At 74.8% G+C, this 18780-nt stretch carries 13 protein-coding genes; 12 read left to right on the forward strand and 1 reads right to left on the reverse strand.

Translation table 11 applies throughout. The features are described from left to right. The first annotated feature begins 2 nt into the window (after positions 1 to 2). From MFF61_RS22700 to MFF61_RS22710, 3 genes are all read left to right on the forward strand, one after another. Positions 3 to 284: a hypothetical protein gene (locus tag MFF61_RS22700; RefSeq protein WP_238239142.1), complete on the forward strand. Its 282-nt coding sequence runs from the start codon at positions 3 to 5 to the stop codon at positions 282 to 284. A 72-nt stretch (positions 285 to 356) separates the two neighbouring features. Next, positions 357 to 860, forward strand: coding sequence for a YidB family protein (locus MFF61_RS22705; protein WP_238239144.1), 504 nt, complete (start codon positions 357 to 359; stop codon positions 858 to 860). Between the two features lie 145 nt (positions 861 to 1005). After that, on the forward strand, positions 1006 to 3501 hold the full coding sequence (locus tag MFF61_RS22710; RefSeq protein WP_238239156.1) for a response regulator: 2496 nt from the start codon (positions 1006 to 1008) through the stop codon (positions 3499 to 3501). Positions 3502 to 3648: 147 nt separating this feature from the next. Here MFF61_RS22710 and MFF61_RS22715 read toward each other — a convergent pair whose 3' ends face one another. Beyond that, positions 3649 to 4560: a phosphotransferase enzyme family protein gene (locus MFF61_RS22715; protein ID WP_238239158.1), complete on the reverse strand. Its 912-nt coding sequence runs from the start codon at positions 4558 to 4560 to the stop codon at positions 3649 to 3651. A gap of 424 nt (positions 4561 to 4984) precedes the next feature. Between MFF61_RS22715 and bcsS the strand changes: the two genes are divergently transcribed. The 9 genes from bcsS to MFF61_RS22760 all read left to right on the forward strand — a co-directional run bounded on the left by bcsS (position 4985) and on the right by MFF61_RS22760 (position 18753). Further along, positions 4985 to 5716 carry a cellulose biosynthesis protein BcsS gene (gene bcsS / locus MFF61_RS22720; RefSeq protein ID WP_373324786.1) on the forward strand — a complete coding sequence of 244 codons (732 nt, stop codon included), beginning with the start codon at positions 4985 to 4987 and terminating at the stop codon, positions 5714 to 5716. Positions 5717 to 6172: 456 nt separating this feature from the next. Next, positions 6173 to 8575, forward strand: a complete 2403-nt coding sequence (gene bcsA, locus MFF61_RS22725) for a UDP-forming cellulose synthase catalytic subunit (RefSeq protein ID WP_238239682.1) — start codon at positions 6173 to 6175, stop codon at positions 8573 to 8575. Positions 8576 to 8579: 4 nt separating this feature from the next. Beyond that, positions 8580 to 11159, forward strand: coding sequence for a cellulose biosynthesis cyclic di-GMP-binding regulatory protein BcsB (locus MFF61_RS22730; protein ID WP_238239170.1), 2580 nt, complete (start codon positions 8580 to 8582; stop codon positions 11157 to 11159). Then, on the forward strand, positions 11156 to 12382 hold the full coding sequence (locus MFF61_RS22735) for a family 8 glycosyl hydrolase (RefSeq protein WP_238239172.1): 1227 nt from the start codon (positions 11156 to 11158) through the stop codon (positions 12380 to 12382). The genes MFF61_RS22730 and MFF61_RS22735 overlap by 4 nt, the downstream gene beginning before the upstream one ends. Continuing rightward, complete coding sequence (locus tag MFF61_RS22740; RefSeq protein WP_238239174.1) at positions 12367 to 14400, forward strand: hypothetical protein; 2034 nt, start codon at positions 12367 to 12369, stop codon at positions 14398 to 14400. Before MFF61_RS22735 ends, MFF61_RS22740 begins: the two co-directional genes overlap by 16 nt. Beyond that, positions 14397 to 15449 (forward strand): cellulose biosynthesis protein BcsN, encoded by a 1053-nt coding sequence (gene bcsN, locus MFF61_RS22745; RefSeq protein ID WP_238239185.1) that lies wholly within the window; start codon positions 14397 to 14399, stop codon positions 15447 to 15449. The genes MFF61_RS22740 and bcsN overlap by 4 nt, the downstream gene beginning before the upstream one ends. Before the next feature lie 102 nt (positions 15450 to 15551). Next, entirely contained in the window at positions 15552 to 16469 is a 918-nt protein-coding gene (locus tag MFF61_RS22750; protein ID WP_238239197.1) for a LysR family transcriptional regulator, read from the forward strand. A gap of 129 nt (positions 16470 to 16598) precedes the next feature. After that, positions 16599 to 17960: an enolase C-terminal domain-like protein gene (locus MFF61_RS22755; protein ID WP_238239199.1), complete on the forward strand. Its 1362-nt coding sequence runs from the start codon at positions 16599 to 16601 to the stop codon at positions 17958 to 17960. A gap of 25 nt (positions 17961 to 17985) precedes the next feature. Next, a complete protein-coding gene (locus tag MFF61_RS22760) occupies positions 17986 to 18753 on the forward strand; it encodes an HpcH/HpaI aldolase family protein (protein WP_238239211.1) in 768 nt (255 codons plus the stop codon). The last annotated feature ends 27 nt before the right edge of the window (positions 18754 to 18780 follow it).

The raw sequence follows: 18780 nt of genomic DNA on the forward strand, positions 1-18780 counted from the left end.
GCATGAGAGTGGCGGGAACGGCGTCGGCGCTGGTGGTGATGACCCTCATGGGGGTCCGGGCGGCCGAGGCCAAGGGCTGCATCAAGGGCGCCATCATCGGCGGCGTGGCGGGGCACTACCTCGCCGATCGCGGCATCGTCGGGGCGGTGGCGGGCTGCCTGACCGGCCGCTACATCGCCTCGCGCAACGCCAAGCGGCGCGACGTCGATTACGGGGCGCGGGTGGTGCCGGGCGGGCGCTACGCCCCCGACCGCGCTCCTTCCCGCCGCGACTACGCGTACTAGATCGCCAGAGGACGATCGCAGGAGGACGGGCCGCGCCCATGCGGCGCGGCCCGCGACGACAGGGAGGTGGCGATGAGCGACGGCTATCCGTCGATGACGGCCCTGCTGGGCCTCCTCGCGCTCGCGGGGTATCAGAACCGGGACAAGCTCGCGGAGCTGCTCGGCGGCGGGCCGCAGGCCGCTCCGCCGCAGCCGGCGGGGTCTGCCGCGCAGGGCGGCTTCGGCGGCCCGGGGGGCGCGAGCGGCCCGGCCGGGGGATTGGGCGGCTTCCTCAGCCAGCTCGGCGGCGCCGTGGGCGGCGGCGGGGCAGGGCGCTTCCTGCACGACGGCCTCGGCGAGATGCTGGAGCGCTTCCAGCAGAGCGGGCACGGCCCGGTGGCGCAGTCCTGGGTGAGCCAGGGCCCCAACCAGGAGATCGCCCCGCAGCAGCTCGAACAGGCGATCGGCCCCGACGTGCTTGCCGCGCTGGCCCAGCGCACCGGCCTGTCGCGGCAGGAGCTGCTGGCCCGGCTCTCGCGCGAACTGCCGACGGCCGTGGACCGCTACACGCCGGACGGCCGGGTGCAGGCCTACTGAGCCGGACCGGGAGCGGCGGGCGCCGGAGGCGGGGACCGCCGCGGGATCGTTAACCCGACCTTAATGGCTTGCCGCGCTCGTTCGTCGGGAGCGCGGCCAATTCCGGCCGCCGATTCCGGGGCTGTCCCTCCGGCGGAACGGACGCATGCTGGATTCCTGGCCGGACTCCTGGCGGATCCCACTGAGGCTCGCGAACGCCGCGCAGCTGGGCGGCGTCGCCGCTGCGGCCTTCGGGCTCGCGTGGTTCGGCCTCGCGGTGTCCGCCGGTCCCGACCCGGAGGCGGGTGCCCGCCGCGCCGCGCACGGGCTCGCGCGCGCCTACGCGGCGGCGATCGACCAGGACCTGAACCGCATCGAGGCCGATGCCCGCACCCTGGCGCTGCTGCTGGGACCGGCGCGGCCGGGCCGCGCCGAGATCGATGCCGCCGCCCTGCTGCGGGACTGGATCCGCCTCAAGCCCGGCTACCGGGACGCGGTGCTGTTCTCGGCCGACGGGGCCGTCACGGCGGCGAGCGACCCGCGCCGCCGCCCGGCGAGCCTGCGCCCGCAGGCGGCGCTGCTGCGCGCGCGGAACGTGCAGGTGGCGGTCATGTCGGGCCAGGACGCGGGTCAGGACCCGGGCCTCGCGGAGCGGCCGTTCGACCTCCTCGTCACATTCGGGACGCCGGGGCAGTCGGACGGCCTCGCGCTCGGCATCGGCCCGGCCTTCTTCGACGAGATCGCGGAGCGCGTGCGCCGCGCCTCCGAGGCCGCGGGCGAGGGCGCGGCCTTCTCGGTCCGGGGTGCCGACGGCCGGCTGCTGGCGGGCGCGGCGATCCCCGAGGGGGAGGGGGCGTCGAGCCTCGTCCGCCCCGCCGGCCCTCTCGCGAGCCCGGGCTGGACCGTCACGGCCCGCGTCGCCGCCGACCGGCTCGCCCCCGGCGCCCTGCCGCCCCGGCCCGGCCCGCCCGCGGCCGCGCTCGGCCTCGCCCTGGTGCTCGCGGCGGCGGGCCTCGGCTACGCGCTCGCCCACCGGATCGCGCGGCGCCTGACGCAGCTCGCCGCCGCGCCCGCGGGCCTGCCCGACGGCGCGGCCGGCTCGCGCATCCGGGAATGCGACGACCTCGTGCGCGCGGTCCTCGACCGGACCCGCAGCACGGCCTGCCGGCTCGCCGGCGCCGAGACGGGGCTCGACCGCGTCCAGGACCGCCTGCACGCCTTCGCGGCGATGTCGGGCTGGACCTGCTGGGAGATCGACCCGGCCGCGCAGCGGGTGGTGTGGGCGGATCGCGCCCCGGCCGGGCCGGGCCGGGGCGATCTGACGGCCGATCTCGCGGCGCTGCGGGCCAGGATCGAACCGGAGGACGGGGCGCTCCTCGATGGCGCCGTCGCGGCGGCACCGGCCGACGGCCTGCAGGACGTCGTCCTGCGCGTCCGCGCCACGCCCGCCGAGCCCGCGCACCGCATCCTGGTGCGCGTGCTGGGCAGCCCCGCGCCCCGCGAGGGCGCACGGCGCCTTCACGTCCTCAGCCGGGCGCTGCCGGTGCCGGAGGAGGCGCCCGCCCGGCCGCCGGCCGAGCGGCGGCGCAACCACGTCCTGCGCCGCGTCACGGACGGCATCGTCCACGACGTCAACGACGTCCTCACGGTGATCCTGGCCAGCCTCGGCACGCTCAAGCGGCGCCACCCGCTCGACGGCGAGCAGGCGCGCTACGTCGAGACGGCGCTCGCCGGCGCCCTGCGCGGCCGCGCCCTGACCCGCAGCATGCTGGCCTTCGTGCGCAACCCGGACGAGCCCGCCGCCCCGGAGGAGGGTGATGCCTCCAACGAACCGCCGGATTGCGAGCTGCCGGCCGTGGTCGCCTCGTTCGTCCCGTTCCTGCAGGCGAACGTGCTGCACGGCACGCCGGTGATCGACCGCGTGCCCGCGCGGCTGCCGCGGCTCGCCTGCAGCGAGCGGATCCTCGAAATGGTGCTGCTCAACATCGCCCTGCACTTCCGGGATCTCGGGCTCCAGGGCTTCGCGATCGCGGCGGCCGAGCAGCAGGCCGAGGGCGGGGAGGGGCTCGGCCTCGCGCCGGGGCTCTACGTGCGGCTGCTGATCGCCAGCGGCCGGCCGGTGCCCGGCGCCGTGCCCCCTGCGCGGGCGCCCACCACCCTGGCCACGGCCGGCGCGCTCGTGGCCCGCCTGCGCGGCGGCTGGCGCCTGCGCGACGACGGCAGCCGCGAGGGCGCCTTCCTGGCGGAGATCTGGCTGCCGGCCCTCGCGGGCACCGCCGACGCCGCGCCGGCCCTGGAGCGCGCGGGCCTGCGCGTCCTGCTCGTCGAGGCCGACAGCCTCGTGCGGGGAAGCGTCGCGGCGGCCCTGGCCGCCCTCGGGCACGACGTCGCCCAGGCGGCCTCCGCCGAGCACGCCCTGCGGCTCCTCGACGAGCGGGCGGATTACGACGCCATGATCGTCGACCAGGCGATGCCGGTGATGGGCGGCCTGCAGCTCGCCGCCGCGGTGGTCCAGCGCCACCCCCGGATCCGGATCGTCCTGGCGAGCCCGCGCGGCCAGCGGCCCGCCCAGGCGCGCCCCTTCCTGCACCTCGAGAAGCCGTTTCGCCCGGAGGATCTCGCCGCCATCCTGGGCCAGGCCGATGCCCGCGTGGCGGCCTGACGGCCGCATGGCCTGACGGCCGCATGGCCTGATGGGCTGCGGTTGGCCTGGCGTCCTCGGTGGCCTTGGGTCCGAACCCGATCAGCTCGCCCGTGGGACGAGGTGCCGAGGGTGGAGAGCCGACACCCGTGCGCTGATCGCGCGGCGTCAGATCGTCACCTCGCGCTCCAGCAGGTTCGTCGCTCGGTCGAGGGCGCGCGGCCAGAGTCCGTCTGCGAGCGTGCAGAACTCCGCCAGGAACAGGAGGGCGCGGATTTCGGCGAGCTTGACGTAGTGCGGCAGGGCGCGCCGCTCGGCCTCGGACAGGGCGCGCCCCGTCTCGTAACCCGCCAGCAGCGCCGCGATCAGCGTCCCGGCGCGCGGCTGCTTCCGAACGACGAGGTGCCACGCTGCGGTTCCGATGTCGAGCAGGTAGGGGCCGTGGCCGCAATCATCGAAGTCGAGAAAGCCGACCGTGCCGCCTTGGACGACAGCGTTGGCCGACCAAGCGTCCCCGTGGCAGTTTCCCGACGGCAGGTCGTGCGGTGCCGGATCGCCGAAGAGTTCCGTGCGGGACCGGTCGATCGCGCGCCGAGCGGCCTCGCTGCCGGAAACACGCATCAGCGCCGCGCAGGCGCGCAGGCAGAGCGCCTCCGGGTCGAGAGGCCGCACCGCGCCGCCGTCGATCCCCGCAAGCGCGCCATGCAGCTTCGCCAGGGCTGCCCCGAACAGCTCCATGTCGTCGGGATCGTCGGTGACCGGCCGACCCTCCAGGGACTGGAACAAGCAGGCCACGCGGTCCACGCCGCCGAACGCAACCTGCGCGCAATCCGCCCCCTGGACGGTGCGGATCGGTCGCGCCACGTCGATGCCCGGCGGTGGCCGGACCTCGCGCAGCAAGCGCAACTCGAACGCGATCTCGGCGGCGGATCGACCGACAGGCCGATAAAGACGCAAGTAGTAGAGGTCGCCGCCGGCGGCGAGACGGTAGGTCCGGTTGACGCCGGGGACGACCAACGCGCAGCTGGCGAACGCGCGCCCGTAGCACCGGGAGAGGGCGTGCAGGTCGATGTCGCTCATCGGCGCGGCTTACCACGCCCGCCCTGGTGCGGGGAGCATCGCCCGCTTCCGCACCGGGCCGGACACCGACGCTCGCACGGTCAGGCTCATGGCGTCGTGCCGACGCGGATACCCGGATCACCGCCGAGCCACCGGGCGCGCCGGGGCTGTGCGCAATCGGCACATATTTCCTATCGATCCCGGACGCATCGCGAGATTCATCCCGACCCGGAATCGTATCGCGCCCGGTCATTGGTCCATCTCGGTGACCGGATATCTCGACCTCGCATTTTTCAGTTGCGGCTGAGGGCTTGTTAACCTTCGGAACCGATAAATCCGTGCATCGGCAACCGAGTTTGTGGAGGCCGCGGCCTTGCGGACATTCACCGGACATCGGGCCAGGCGGCTCTCGACGCTCCTGCGGGCCTCCCTCGCGGTCCTGCCGATCCTGGCGGCCCCGGCCGTGGCCGCCGACCCGCCCGTCGGCGGCACCGCGCCGGATTGGTACACCGGCGCCGAGCAGCAGCAGGTGGACGACAGCTGGGCGGTCGCCGTGGACGGCTCGACCAGCGTCACCTCGAACAGCTCCGCCTTCGGATCGATCACCGTCACGGCGGCGCCCCTCGGGCCGGGGACGCAGAGCGGCGCGCGCATCCGGGTCGAGGGGCTCGCCGGCACCTATTCGTATCCGGGGCAGGCGGTCGCCACCCGGGTGACCGGCTACCAGCAGGAAGGCTCGCTGCTCGCCGGCTACGAGTGGATCTGGCGCGACGCCGCGCTTGCGGGCTTCATCGGCTTCAACGTCCGCAGCAACCAGCTCTCGGTCCCGGATCCGGGCAACCCGGTGGTGGGCACCGGCGTCGGCCTCAAGGTCGCGGCGAATTTTTACGCGACGCCCACCGACCGCACCATGGTGTCGGCCTACGGAAGCTATTCGACGAAGTTCAACGCCTACTATTCCCGCTTCCGCGTCGGCTACATGGTGGCGGACGGCGCCTATATCGGCCCCGAGGTGCTCTTCCTCGGCGACGACTTCTTCCGCCAGTACCGCATCGGCGCTCATCTGACGGGCATCAGCTTCGGGCCGGTCCGGATGTCGGTCGGGGCCGGCTACGTCAACGACCGCGTGCAGAAGTCGGGCTACTACACGAGCGTCGAGGCGCGCGCGACCTTCTGACCGGGACGGGCGACGCCCGGCCGTTGCGGCGGCGGGGCAAGTCCAATCCGTCCGCGCGAGGCGGGATGGGCGGGATCCCGGCCGCGGCGCGCGCCGCTCCAAGTCGTTCGCTCGCCACACGCATGAATTGTGGCCGTCCGCGCAGGGTCGCCCCGCCCGCGTTCCATTTTCGGTCACTGGGCCGGCCCGCGCAAGCATGTCTGCAATACTTGTTCGTTACCGAGCACGATTTCATGCATATTCGCTCCTGACTGAGCGATAGATCGCGGCATCACGCGCGAACGATTTCTCGCCGTCTGCGCTGCGTTCTTGATAAAGCCATGATAATTGCCACAGTTGAGCGTTCATGCGGAGTTGAGTCAGTCGAGCCTTGCAGCGACGCCGTCGTGCTCTCCGGACGGCGGTCACGAGACGGGAGTGGTGTGGGTGGGGGTCGCGGTACGCTGGCTCGCCTGGATGATCACGACGGCGGCAGGGCTTCTCCTCCTCAGCCAGCCGGTCGGCACGCTCAACCAGCTCGCCATGAGCCTCGCCGCCATGGCGGTGATGATCGGCCTGTGGCTGTTCCTGGACGGCCCGCGGACGCGCTTCGTCTTCCTGGCGATGGGGAGCCTCGTCGTGCTGCGCTACATGCTGTGGCGCGTCACCAGCACGCTGCCGTCGCCCGGCGACCCGGTGGATTTCGGCTTCGGCCTGCTGCTGCTCGCGGGCGAACTCTACTGCGCCTTCATCCTGTTCCTGAGCCTGATCATCAACGCCGAGCCGCTGCGGCGGCGCACGCCGCCGCTCGGCCCGGCGCAGGCCCTGCCGCGGGTCGACGTGTTCGTGCCGAGCTACAACGAGGACGCCTCGATCCTCGCCCTGACCCTGGCGGCGGCCCGGCAGCTGGACTACCCGGCCGACCGGCTCACCGTCTGGCTCCTCGACGACGGCGGCACCGACCAGAAGTGCGCCGATCCCGACCCCGAGAAGCGGGCGGCCGCGCAGGCGCGGCGCGCCGACCTCCAGCGCCTCTGCGCCGATCTCGGCGCCCGCTACCTCACGCGGCCCACCAACCGGCACGCCAAGGCCGGCAACCTCAACAACGGGCTCGCCCACGCCACCGGCGACCTCGTGGCAGTGTTCGACGCCGACCACGCCCCGTTCCGGGCCTTCCTGCGCGAGACGGTCGGGTACTTCGCGCAGGATCCGCGCCTCTTCCTGGTCCAGACGCCCCACGCCTTCCTCAACCCGGACCCGATCGAGCGCAACCTGCGCACCTTCGCGCGCATGCCCTCCGAGAACGAGATGTTCTATGCCGTGACGCAGTGCGGCCTCGACAAGTGGAACGGCTCGTTCTTCTGCGGCTCGGCGGCGCTCCTGCGCCGCTCCGCCCTCGACGAGGCCGGGGGCTTCTCCGGCATCACCATCACGGAGGATTGCGAGACCGCCCTGGAGCTGCACGCGCGCGGCTGGAACAGCGTCTACGTGGACAAGCCGCTGATCGCCGGCCTGCAGCCCGAGACCCTGGCCGACCTCATCGGCCAGCGCTCGCGCTGGTGCCAGGGCATGTTCCAGATCCTGCTCCTGAAGAACCCGCTCTGGCAGCGCGGGCTCACGCCGATCCAGCGGCTCGCCTACCTGTCGAGCATGACCTTCTGGTTCTTCCCCGTGCCGCGACTGATCTTCATGTTCGCGCCGCTGCTGCACATCTTCTTCGATCTCAAGATCTTCGTCGCCAGCATCGAGGAGTCGATCGCCTACACGGCCACCTACATCGTCATCAACCTGATGATGCAGAACTACATGTACGGCAAGTTCCGCTGGCCGCTGATCTCCGAACTCTACGAGTACATCCAGGGCCTGTACCTGTTCAGGGCGATCGTGTCGGTGCTGGTCTCGCCCCGCACGCCGACCTTCAACGTGACGCGCAAGGGCGTGAGCCTCGACCACGACCACCTCTCGGCAGTGTCGGCGCCGTTCTTCGCGGTCTACGGGCTCCTGCTCGTGGGCGGCGTGGTCGCGGGCTGGCGCTACCTGTTCGAGCCGGGCGTCACCGACCTGATGCTGGTGGTCGGCCTGTGGAACCTCTTCAACCTCCTCACCGCCGGGGCCGCCCTCGGCGTCTGCGCGGAGCGGCGCCAGAGCGAGAAGGCCCCCTCGCTGCCGATCGGCCGGCGCGGCGTGCTGGCGCTGGAGGGCCGCGTCCTCGATGTCGGCATCGAGCGCGTGTCGGCGGAGGGCTGCACGATCCGCCTCGCGGCCGGGCTGCTCGCCCCGGGGGCCGGGCACCGCCCGATGGCGGGCGAGCTCACCGTCGAGCCGGTGGAGGGCGCGCGGCCCGGCGGGAGCCTGCCGGTCACCCTGGTGCAGGTGGCCCGCTCGCGCGAGGATGCCGTGTGCCGCCTCGCCTTCGGGGCGCTGCGCAGCCGGGACTACCCGGCGCTCGCCGGCCTGATGTACGGCGACAGCGACGCGATGCGGCGCTTCCAGCTCCGGCGGCGGCGGCACAAGGACCTGCTGTCCGGCCTGCTGCACTTCGCGTGGTGGGGCCTCGTCGAGCCCCTGCGGGCGGTCCGCACCCTGTTCCTGCCGGAGCCGGCGCCCCTCCTCGACGCCTCCGCCCAGAGCGCGGCGGTCCCGGCCGAGACCGCCTGGGCCGAGACCGCGCTGCCGCTCTCGGCACCGGCCGCGGCGCGGGTGCGGCCCGGGAACGGCGCCGCCCGCGGCGAGCCGGCGGCGAGCGATCCGGTTCGCCGGGAGACGGAGGCGGGCCGGGACCGCGTCGAGCCGGAGGAGGGCGACTGGGTCCGCCTGATGGTGGAGTTCGAGAACGACCGCCTCCTGTCGGGCGAGCGCCGCCACGCGGGCACGGCCTGACCGCATGGCCCCCCGCCGCCCCCGCCCGATCCTGCTCGCCGCGGCGCTCGCTGGCGTCTGCGCGGGCCTCTTCGCGGCTGCCTTCGCCGGCATCTTGGGCGGATCGCCCGCCCAGGCGCAGAGCTTCCTCGGCACCGGCCCGGCCGAGCGCCTCACCGTGCCGCCGAGCGGGGACGCGCTGCGGCCCCTGCCGCTGCCCGAGCGCCCGCCCGCGGCCAGCGCCCCTGCGCGGGAGGCGCGCCCGCCGGCGGGCGACGCGGCGGGCTTGGGCGGGGCGGTGCCCGCGACGATCGAGGCCGCGCGCCGCTTCCCCGCCGGGACGCAGGGCTTCCGCCTCGCGGGCGAGGAGGACGTGCTCCGGTATCCGGTCTTCCTCACCGAGGCGCAGACGCGCGGGCAGACCCGGCTGCGGGTGTCCTACCTGTCGGCGATCTCGGTGGCGCCCGAGGCCTCCAGCCTGACCGCGAGCGTGAACGGCACCAAGGTGGGCTGGACCCGGATCCAGGCGCCCGGCGCCGTCAAGGTCGTCGAGTTCGCGCTGCCCGACGGCCTGCTGCGGCCGGGCTACAACGCGGTGACGCTCACGGCGAGCCAGCGCCACCGGGTCGATTGCTCGCTGGGGGCGACCTACGAGCTGTGGACCCAGATCGACCCCTCCCGCTCCGGCCTCGTCGTCCCGACGGCGAGCGACCTCGACCTGCGCTCGCTCGCCGCCCTCGAACCCGACGAGAGCGGCGCGCTGCCGGTGGGGATCGCGCTCGCCGAGCGGCCAGGTCCCGACCGCCTGGAGCGGATCGTCGGCGCCGTGCAGGCGGTGGCGCTGGTCGGCCGCCTCGCCCGGCCGGCGGTGACGGTCGGGCCGCCGCTCGCCGGCCGCACCGGCGTCACCCTGGTGGTCGGGACCGCGCGGGAGATCCAGGGCACGGAGGGGCTGGAGGAGATCGGGCCGATCACCGGGCCGAAGCTCGCCCTCCTGGCCCCGCGGGCGGGGCGGGCGCCCACCCTCGTGGTGACGGGACCGACCGGCCCGGACGTGCGGCAGGCCATCGAGCAGCTGGCGCGGGCCGGGGAGGGGGCGGGGACCCCGGCGGGGACGCCGGCCGGAACCCGGCTCGCGACGCTGACGCGCGGCTACCAGCTGCGCGGCGACGAGACCCTGAGCCTCGACACGCTCGGCCTCGTCAGCCACGAGTTCAGCGGCCGCCTGATGCGCATCGCCTTCGAGGTGCGCTTCCCGGCCGATTTCGTCCCGGCCGATTACGGCAAGGTGATGCTCCACCTCGCGGGGGGCTACGCGGCCGGCCTGGAGCCGACCGCCCAGATCATCGTCGACATCAACGGCCGGAACGCCGCCAGCCTGCCGCTCCCCTCCGCCCGCGGCGAACTCCTCCACGACAACGCCATCCCGCTCCCCTTGAGCCTGTGGCGGCCGGGGCTGAACCGGGTCGAGATCGCCGCCCAGCTGCCGGTGGCCGCCGACGCCACCTGCGACACGCTCGCCTCGGAGGCCAAGCGCTCGCGCTTCCTGTTTCTCGACCGCACCCGCCTCGTGGTGCCGCCGCTGGCGCGCGCGGTCCGCTCCCCCGACCTCGCCGTGGTCAAGGCCGGGGCGGTCCCGTTCGTCGCCCCGGGGCGGCGGCCGCGCCTCGTCCTGCCGGCCCCCGACCGGGATTCGGTGGAGGCCGCCGCGACCCTCGCGGCGCGGCTCGCCATCGCGGCCCGGCAGGTGATCGACTTCGAGATCGGCACCGACGCGCGCGAAGGGGGCGCGAACCTGATCGTGGCCCCGGCCCGCGCGCTCGATCCCCGGACCCTCGAATCCGCCGGGCTCGATCCCGAGCAGATCCGCCGGATCTGGGAGGCGCGCGCCGAGAGCGTGGCGACGCCAGGCCAGTTCGGCGCGGCCGGCGTCCTCACCCTCGACCGGCTGCGCCGCAACGTCCCGATGCGCTGCGCACTGCCCCCCGCCACGGTGCCCCTGCGCGTGGCCGCGCCCGCCGCCCCGCGGCCCGCGCCTCCGCGCGCCGCGCCGCCGCCCTCCGAGCGCGACCTCCTGGCGCGCTGGGGCGCCTCCCTGCAGGCGCCCAATCCCGTCCTCGCCTCCGTGACGGCCGCCTGGGAGACCACGACCCGCGCGGCCGGCGAGGTCTGGTCCTCCCTGCTCGGGCGCCTGCGCGCGCCCGCGGCTCCGGCCGCGATCGAGGTGAGCCCGCGCGCATCCCTGATCATCGCCGAGGCGCCCGGAACCCAGGGCTTCGCCGACGCGGCGGTGATCGTCACGGCGCCCAACCCGTCGATGCTGAAGGCCTCGGTGTCCTGCCTCGTCGATCCGGTGGTCTGGACGCAGCTCCTCGGGCGCGCGGCCATGCTGGACGCCTCCGACGGCACGCTCGCCATCGTGACGCCCGAGCGCACCCGGATCATCGCGACGCAGGGCTGGTCGCTCGCCAACATCCGCCTCGTCTCGGCCGCGTGGCTGTCCCTCAACCCCGCCATCTACGTGGGCCTGACCCTGGTGATGGCCCTCTTCCTCGGCCTCACCACGACGAGCCTCGTGCGGCAGCTCGGCAGGAGGAGCCGATGAGACCGGAGCCGGGGCGGCGCGCCCGCCTCCTCGCCGCCCTCGCGGCGGCGGCGCTCGGCCTGCAGGCCTCGGCCCAAGAGTCCCGCATGCCCGAATCGCGCGTGCCCGAGCCTCGCATGGCAGAGCCCGGCCCCTCGCCCGGACCCACCACGGTGCCGCCCGCGACCGCGCTCCCGAGTTCCCCCCGCCCGGAGGGCCGAACGGTGCCGCAGGCTGGTCCCACCCTCGCCGGAAGCCTCGCCGACCAGGGGGCGTGGCGCCTCTACCGGAGTCAGTTCGTCACCGAGCAGGGCCGGGTGATCGACACCGCCAACGACCGGATCAGCCACAGCGAGGGGCAGGGCTACGGCATGCTGCTCGCGGTCGCGGCGGGCGACCGGGCGGCGTTCGAGCGCATCTGGGGCTGGACGCGGGCCAACCTGATGGTGCGGGGGGACGCGCTGATGGCGTGGCGCTGGGCGCCCGACAAGCGCCCGGCGGTCGCCGACATGAACAACGCCACCGACGGCGACATCCTGGTGGCCTGGGCGCTGACGGAGGCGGCCGAGACCTGGGACGAGCCCGCCTGGCGCACGGCCGCCCGCCGGATCGCGGTCGAGTTCGGCCGCAAGACGATCCTGTTCAAGGATCCGCGCGGACCGCTGATCCTGCCGGGCGTGTCGGGCTTCTCGGCGCAGGAGCGGGCCGACGGCCCCCTGATCAACCCGTCCTACTGGGTCTTCCCGGCCTTCCAGCGCCTCGGCCTCGTCGCGCCCGAATACGATTGGGCGGCGGTGATCCGCAGCGGTGTCGGGCTCCTGCGCCAAGCGCGGTTCGGGCCGGCCGGCCTGCCGACCGAATGGGTCTCCGCGAAGGGCGACGCGCTGCGCCCCGCCGACGGCTTCCCGCCGCTCTTCTCCTACAACGCCATCCGCATCCCGCTCTACCTCGCCTTCGCGGGCGTCGGGCAGCCGGAGGATCTCGCGCCGTTCCGCCGGCTCTGGGGCGGGATCGACCGGGAGCGCCTGCCGATCGTCGACACCACCGACGGCAGGCCGGTGGAATGGCTCACCGAGCCGGGCTACGCCGCCCTTCCGGCCCTGGTGGCCTGCGCGACCGAGGGCACCCCCTGGCCGGAGGGCCTGGTGAGCGTCCAGCCCAACCAGAACTACTACCCGACCACCCTGCACCTCCTCAGCCTGATCGCGGCGCGGCTGCGCCATCCGTCATGCCTCGCGCGCTGAACCGCGGGCCGCGCCCCACGCCGAACCGCCGGCCCCGGCCCGCCCTGCGCCCGGCGCTCGCGCTCGGCCTCCTGGTCGGGTCGCTGACCACGCCGCTGCCGGCGCAGACCGGTCCGTCGCCAGGGGCGGGGCCGCGCGTCCTCTACGGCGACGGCGTGCGCGCGCCCGCCATCATCGCGCCCCCCGACACGTCGGGGGGGTCCGGCATGGTCGACGAGAGCGCGCTGCGCTACTACGCCTCGCAGAAGCAGACCGCTCGCGTAAAGGCCGAGATCGCGCGGCTGAAGCGCCTGCATCCGGGCTGGAACGAGCCGCCGGACCTCGACAGCCTGCAGCCGAGCCCGCCCGAGGAGGCGCCGCTCTGGGACCTGTTCACGGCCGGGCGGTTCGCGGACCTGCGGGCGGCGATCGCCGCCCGGCGCTCGGTCGAACCGGCCTGGCAGCCCTCCGAGGAACTGGCGCGCAAGCTGCGCCAGGCGGAGTTCCGCACCCGCGCCCGGGCCGCCGCCGGCACGCGTCCCGAGGAGATCGTCGCCCTGTTCCGGACCGACGCGGCCGCGCTCGATCCCACCGACATCGAGAGCCTCTGGACGGTCGCCGACGCGCTGGCGACCACGGGCGCGAGCGAGGACGCCTTCCTGCTCTACAAGTCGGTGCTCGATGCGAGCAACGACGCGGGCGCGCGCCTCGCCACGATCCAGAAGGCGATGGCCCATCTCAAGATGGAGCAGGCCGAGCGCCTGATCGCGCTCGGGCGCCTCAACGCCGAGGGCACCTCCGAGTTCAACGCGATCCGCCTCGACATCACCCGGGCGCGGATCGCGGCCTTCCTGCACGACGACCCGGCGCAGACCCCGACGCTCGCCGACCTCACGGCCTTCCAGGCCTATGCCCGCCGCGCGGGGGAGCCGAGCCAGACCGGGCTGCTGGGCTGGTACGCCTACAAGCGCAAGCAGTTCCGGGAGGCGCTGGAGTGGTTCAAGCTGGCGATCGCCCGCGGGGGCGACGCGATGGTGGCCCACGGCCTCGCGCACACGCTGCGCGAGTTGAACATGCTGCGCGAGGCCGAGGAGGTCGCCTATGCGTGGCGCGACCGCTTCGTCGGCAACGAGATCCTGTTCATCGACATCCTGGAGCGCAAGCTCACGCTGGCGAGCCCGCCCTACATCGAGCCGGCGCGGATCGAGCGCTACGCCAAGGTGGTGGTCGAGTCCGGCTCGGGGGAGGGCGCCCAGGGGCTGGCGTGGTACGCCTACAATTCCTGCCAGTTCGACGCGGCGCTCGAATGGTTCCGCCGGGCGGTGGCGTGGCTGCCGCGGGAGCCGACCGTGTTCGGCTACGCCCTGACGCTGCAGCGGCTGAAGCGCCAGCGGCTCTTCCTGGAGGTGGTCAACCGCTACGACGGCCTGTTTCCGAAGGTCGTCGACCTCGTGTTCCGGGAGGATCCCGACGGCCCGCCGCTGCCCTGCCTGACGCCGGCCGTGCACGCCGCCCCGGCGCGGCCCGCACCGGCCGCCGCCAAGCCGGAGCCCTCCAAGCCGGAGCCGTCGGCCGCCTACGGGCGCGTGCCGCGCCCCGACGCCGCGCTCGGCCGCAAGCCCGAGGAGCGCCCGCCCGCCGTGCAGCGCAACGAATTCCCGCTCGCGTTGGCGGGCGACAATGCCCTGCGCTATCCGCCGGCCGCCCTGCAGCGCGCCCTCGCGGAGCCGGTGCCGGCCGGCACCTACGCCAGGGAGCCCGGCCCGGCCGCCATGCCGCTGGTCGCCCGGCGGGTGCCGGGCGCGGGCGCGATGCCCTACGAGCGCTACGGCTACGCGCTGCTGCCCGGCTACAACGGCCTCGACAAGCCGGAGGGGTTGCGCGCGCCGGCATCCGGCACCCTGTGGCAGGAGCAGCAGGCCGAGCAGGGCCGCGCCGCGTCCGGGCCAGAGAGGCTCGACCGCTTCTCCGTGCCCCGGCCGGCCCCGGCGGGCGACACCAGCGAGCGGGCAGTGCCGCAGACGCGGGGCTATCCGTGAGCCTCGCGCCGTCCCGGCTCCCGGCCCGCCCGCTCGCGGCCGCGCTCCTGCTCGCGCCCGCGCTCGGCCACGCGCAGCCGGCCCCGGTGCTGCGGCTGCCCGGGGCCGGCCCGGTCACCGGCGTCGAGGAACTCCGGGTCCGGGACGGGTTCGACCAAGCCATCCGCTTCGGGGGCGGGGACGGCCGCAACCGCGCCGAGATCGGCCTGCGCACCGACACCGGGGACCTTCTGCTCGCCTTCCCGCCGCGCCTCGCCAAGCCGAACGAGCTCGGGATCGCCGGCGAACTGGCGGCGCGCTTCCCCGGCCAGGTGATGCGCGTCGTGCCCACTCCGCACCGCAACGCCTACGGGCCGATCGGCCTCGCGCTCGGTGCCGACTGCCTCTACGCGTGGCAATGGTTCGAGCGCCCCTCCCGCGCGGCCCTCGCCGGCGAGGCCCCCCGGGGCCTGTTCGGGCCGCTGGCGCCGCCGCCCTCCGGCCGGCAGGCCCTGTCGCTGCGCATCCGCCTCTGCCGCACCGCGCAGGCGAGCCTCGCCGACCTCGTGCGCGCCGTGCAGCATCTGACGATCTCGCTCGGGCGGGCCGGCGCGGTCACGGTCGCGGTGCCGGCCCGAGGCGCGCCGGCCCGGCCCGAGCGACCGCGCCCGCGCGCGGCACCGCCCCCGGCCGCGCGCGCCGCCCCGGCGCCCGCACAAGCCGGGCCCGCCCAGTCCAAGCCCGCACGGCCCGCGCCCGAGGAGCCGGCCGCGCGGGCGCCCCAGCCGCGCCCGCCCGCCGCCCCGCAGTCCGAGACCAGCGAGGGCGGACGCCGCTACATCGCGCCGCTCGCTCCCCCGGCACCGGCGCCCGCGCCCGTGCCGCAACCCGGCTCCGAGGCCGCGCCCCCGGGCGGCCCGCAGCGCTTCATCACGGACGGGCTGCCGCAGCCCGTGCCGCCCGCCGGCTCGAACCTGATGCCCCAGCCGGCGCCGGGGCGCACGACGGGCGAGAGCCTCAGCCGCGACCTGCCGCCGGAAGCCTACCAGCCGCCGCGCCCGCCGCCCTGAGCCGGCCCCGTCCACGGCCGGCGGGATTTCGGGGCGGAAACCTGCGACACCGGGGCGGCGCCGACGCGACGGCGCCGGATCGTGAGCGCCGGGCGAGGAAAAATGCTCGATTTCAACCAGCTCCGCTGCTTCGTCGCGGTGGCCGAGGAACTGCACTTCGGGCGGGCGGCCGCGCGCCTCAACATGACCCAGCCCCCGCTCTCGCGGCAGATCCAGGTGCTGGAGCGCGTCATCGACGCCAAGCTCCTCGACCGCACCAGCCGCTCGGTGCGGCTGACCGCGGCGGGGCGCAGCTTCCTGCCCGAGGCGCAGCGCATCCTGCACCTCGCCGGCGACGCCGCCCACGTCGCCCGCCAGGTGGCGGGCGGCCGGGCGGGGGTGCTCAAGCTCGGCTTCACGGCGGCCTCGGCCTACGATTTCCTGCCCCGCCTCGTCGCGGCCTTCCGGGCGGCGCTGCCCGAGGTGACGCTGTCGCTGCGCGAGATGGTGACCCGCGCCCAGATCGAGGACCTGCTCGCGGGCCGGATCGACGTGGCGCTGCTGCGCCCGCCCGTCGCCCATCCCGACCTCGTCGCCATCCGGGCGCTGGCCGAGCCGCTCGTCGCCGCCCTGCCGGAGGCGCACCCGCTCGCCGGCCGGGCCGACCTCGCGCCCGCCGACCTGCAGGGCGAGCCCTTCATCGCCTACGCGCCCGACGAGGCGCGCTACTTCCACGACCTCGCGGCGGGGCTGTTCGCCGAGGCGCGGGTGCAGCCCCGGGTGCTGCAGCAGCTGACGCAGATCCACTCGATCCTCGCGCTGGTGCGCGCCGGCCTCGGGCTCGCCCTGGTGCCGCAGGCCGCCGAGCGCCTGCGCTTCGAGGACGTCGCCTTCCGCCCGCTCGTCCTCGCCCGGCCGCGGCCCGCCGAACTCTTCCTCGCGTGGCGCCGGGACCGCAACGATCCCAAGACCGATTCCCCGGCCGATCCCCTGATCGCCCGCCTCGCGGCGATCGTGCACGGGATGACGGAGGCCGGGTGAGGGGGCTCGCATCGATGTGGGACCCGCATCGATCGATGCCATCTTTGGCTTGGACCGGCATTGCCGGAGGAGGCTAGAACGGGGGTGCAGACGGCGCTCGAGACGCGGTCGCGACCCCGGGAGAGCGCCATGCCGGCCGAATCCGTCGAAGCCTCCGCGCGCGGCCTCTCGCGCACCCCCACCATCACCGGCATGCGGGTGGTGCCGGTCGCCGGCCGGGACAGCATGCTGCTCAACCTCAGCGGCGCGCACGGCCCCTTCTTCACGCGCAACCTCGTGGCGCTGACCGACGCGACCGGCGCCACCGGGCTCGGCGAGGTGCCGGGGGGCGAGGGCATCCGCCGCACGCTGGAGGAGGCCAGCGACCTCGTGGTCGGGCGGCCGATCGGGGACTGGAACCGCGTGCTCGGCACGGTGCGCACGCGCTTCGCCGACCGCGACGCCGGGGGACGGGGCCTCCAGACCTTCGACCTGCGCGTCACCATCCACGCGGTGGCGGCGCTCGAATCCGCCTTCCTCGACCTCCTCGGCCAGTTCCTCGCCGTGCCGGTGGCCGCGCTCCTGGGCGAGGGCCAGCAGCGCGACGCGGTGGAGATGCTGGGCTACCTGTTCTACGTCGGCGACCGCCGCCGCACGGGCCTGCCCTACCGGGAGCCCGAGGCGGCGGATGGCTGGCGGCGCCTGCGCGACGAGGAGGCGCTGACGCCGCAGACGATCGTGCGCCTCGCGGAGGCGGCCCACGCGGCCTACGGCTTCAACGACTTCAAGCTCAAGGGCGGGGTGCTGCCGGGCGAGGAGGAGATCGCCGCCGTCACGGCGATCCACCAACGCTTCCCGCAGGCCCGGGTGACCCTCGACCCGAACGGGGCGTGGCCGCTCGCCGAGGCGATCCGGCTCTGCCGGGGGCAGGGGCACGTGCTCGCCTACGCGGAGGATCCGTGCGGGGCGGAGGCCGGCTTCTCGGGCCGCGAGATCCTGGCCGAGTTCCGGCGCGCCACCGGCCTGCCGACCGCCACCAACATGGTGGCCACCGACTGGCGCCAGATGACCCACGCGCTCCGGCTCGGCGCCGTCGACATCCCGCTCGCCGACCCGCATTTCTGGACCCTGTCGGGGGCGGTGCGCGTGGCGCAGACCTGCCGCGACCACGGCCTCACCTGGGGCTCGCACTCGAACAACCACTTCGACGTGTCGCTGGCGATGTTCACCCACGTGGCGGCGGCCGCCCCCGGGCAGGTCACGGCCATCGACACCCACTGGATCTGGCAGGACGGCCAGCGCCTGACCAAGGCGCCGCTGGAGATCCGCGGCGGTCTCGTGCGGGTGCCGGACCGGCCGGGGCTCGGCATCGAGATCGACTGGCGCGCGGTCGAGGCCGCCCACGCGCTCTACCAGCGCCACGGGCTCGGCGCCCGCGACGACGCGGCGGCGATGCAATCCCTCATCCCCGGCTGGGCCTTCGATCCCAAGCGCCCCTGCCTGGTCCGCTGACCACCCGACCGCCCGGAGACACGCGATGGACATCCTGACGAACCGCTTCAAGGCCGGCCTCAGCGCGGGCCGCCAGCAGATCGGGCTCTGGACGAGCCTGGGAAGCCCGATCTCCACCGAGGTGGCGGCGGGCGCAGGCTTCGACTGGCTGCTCCTCGACATGGAGCACTCGCCCAACGACCTGCGCGACATCTACGGCCAGCTCCAGGCGATGGGCGAGGGGACGGCGCAGCCCGTGGTGCGGGTGCCGAGCGACGACCCCGTCATCATCAAGCGGATCCTCGACACCGGCGCGCAGTCGCTGATGGTCCCCAACGTCGAGGATGCCGACCAGGCGCGCCGCGTCGTGGCGGCGACCCGCTATGCGCCGGCCGGATTCCGCGGCTTCTCGCAGAGCCCCCGCGCGGCCCGCTTCGGCCGCATCCCGGACTACCACGCCCGGGCGAACGCGGAGATCTGCGTCCTCGTGCAGGTCGAATCCCGCCGCGCCCTCGACAATCTGGAGGCGATCGCGGCGGTGGAGGGCGTCGACGGCGTCTTCATCGGCCCCGGCGACCTCTCGGCGAGCCTGGGCTATCTCGGCCAGCAGAACCACCCGGAGGTGGTGCGCACCATCGAGGAGGCGATCGCCCGCATCGGGCGCACGGCCAAGGCGGCCGGCATCCTCACCCCCAGCGAGGAGCTGGCGCGGCGCTACATCGCGGCCGGCACCCGCTTCACCGCCGTCGGCTCGGATCTGGGGCTGCTCGCCCGCAGCGCCGAGGCGCTCGCCGCCCGCTTCCGCGGGGCGTGAGGCGACGACCAGGATCGAGGAGGACAG

This window comes from Methylobacterium isbiliense (assembly GCF_022179325.1).
GTDB lineage: Bacteria > Pseudomonadota > Alphaproteobacteria > Rhizobiales > Beijerinckiaceae > Methylobacterium > Methylobacterium isbiliense.

Coding starts and splice junctions, on each gene's coding strand:
- MFF61_RS22700 (WP_238239142.1), top strand. CDS start 3: ATGAGAGTGGCGGGAACGGCGTCGGCGCTGGTGGTGATGACCCTCATG.
- MFF61_RS22705 (WP_238239144.1), top strand. CDS start 357: ATGAGCGACGGCTATCCGTCGATGACGGCCCTGCTGGGCCTCCTCGCG.
- MFF61_RS22710 (WP_238239156.1), top strand. CDS start 1,006: ATGCTGGATTCCTGGCCGGACTCCTGGCGGATCCCACTGAGGCTCGCG.
- MFF61_RS22715 (WP_238239158.1), bottom strand. CDS start 4,560: ATGAGCGACATCGACCTGCACGCCCTCTCCCGGTGCTACGGGCGCGCG.
- bcsA (WP_238239682.1), top strand. CDS start 6,173: ATGATCACGACGGCGGCAGGGCTTCTCCTCCTCAGCCAGCCGGTCGGC.
- MFF61_RS22730 (WP_238239170.1), top strand. CDS start 8,580: ATGGCCCCCCGCCGCCCCCGCCCGATCCTGCTCGCCGCGGCGCTCGCT.
- MFF61_RS22735 (WP_238239172.1), top strand. CDS start 11,156: ATGAGACCGGAGCCGGGGCGGCGCGCCCGCCTCCTCGCCGCCCTCGCG.
- MFF61_RS22740 (WP_238239174.1), top strand. CDS start 12,367: ATGCCTCGCGCGCTGAACCGCGGGCCGCGCCCCACGCCGAACCGCCGG.
- MFF61_RS22750 (WP_238239197.1), top strand. CDS start 15,552: ATGCTCGATTTCAACCAGCTCCGCTGCTTCGTCGCGGTGGCCGAGGAA.
- MFF61_RS22755 (WP_238239199.1), top strand. CDS start 16,599: ATGCCGGCCGAATCCGTCGAAGCCTCCGCGCGCGGCCTCTCGCGCACC.
- MFF61_RS22760 (WP_238239211.1), top strand. CDS start 17,986: ATGGACATCCTGACGAACCGCTTCAAGGCCGGCCTCAGCGCGGGCCGC.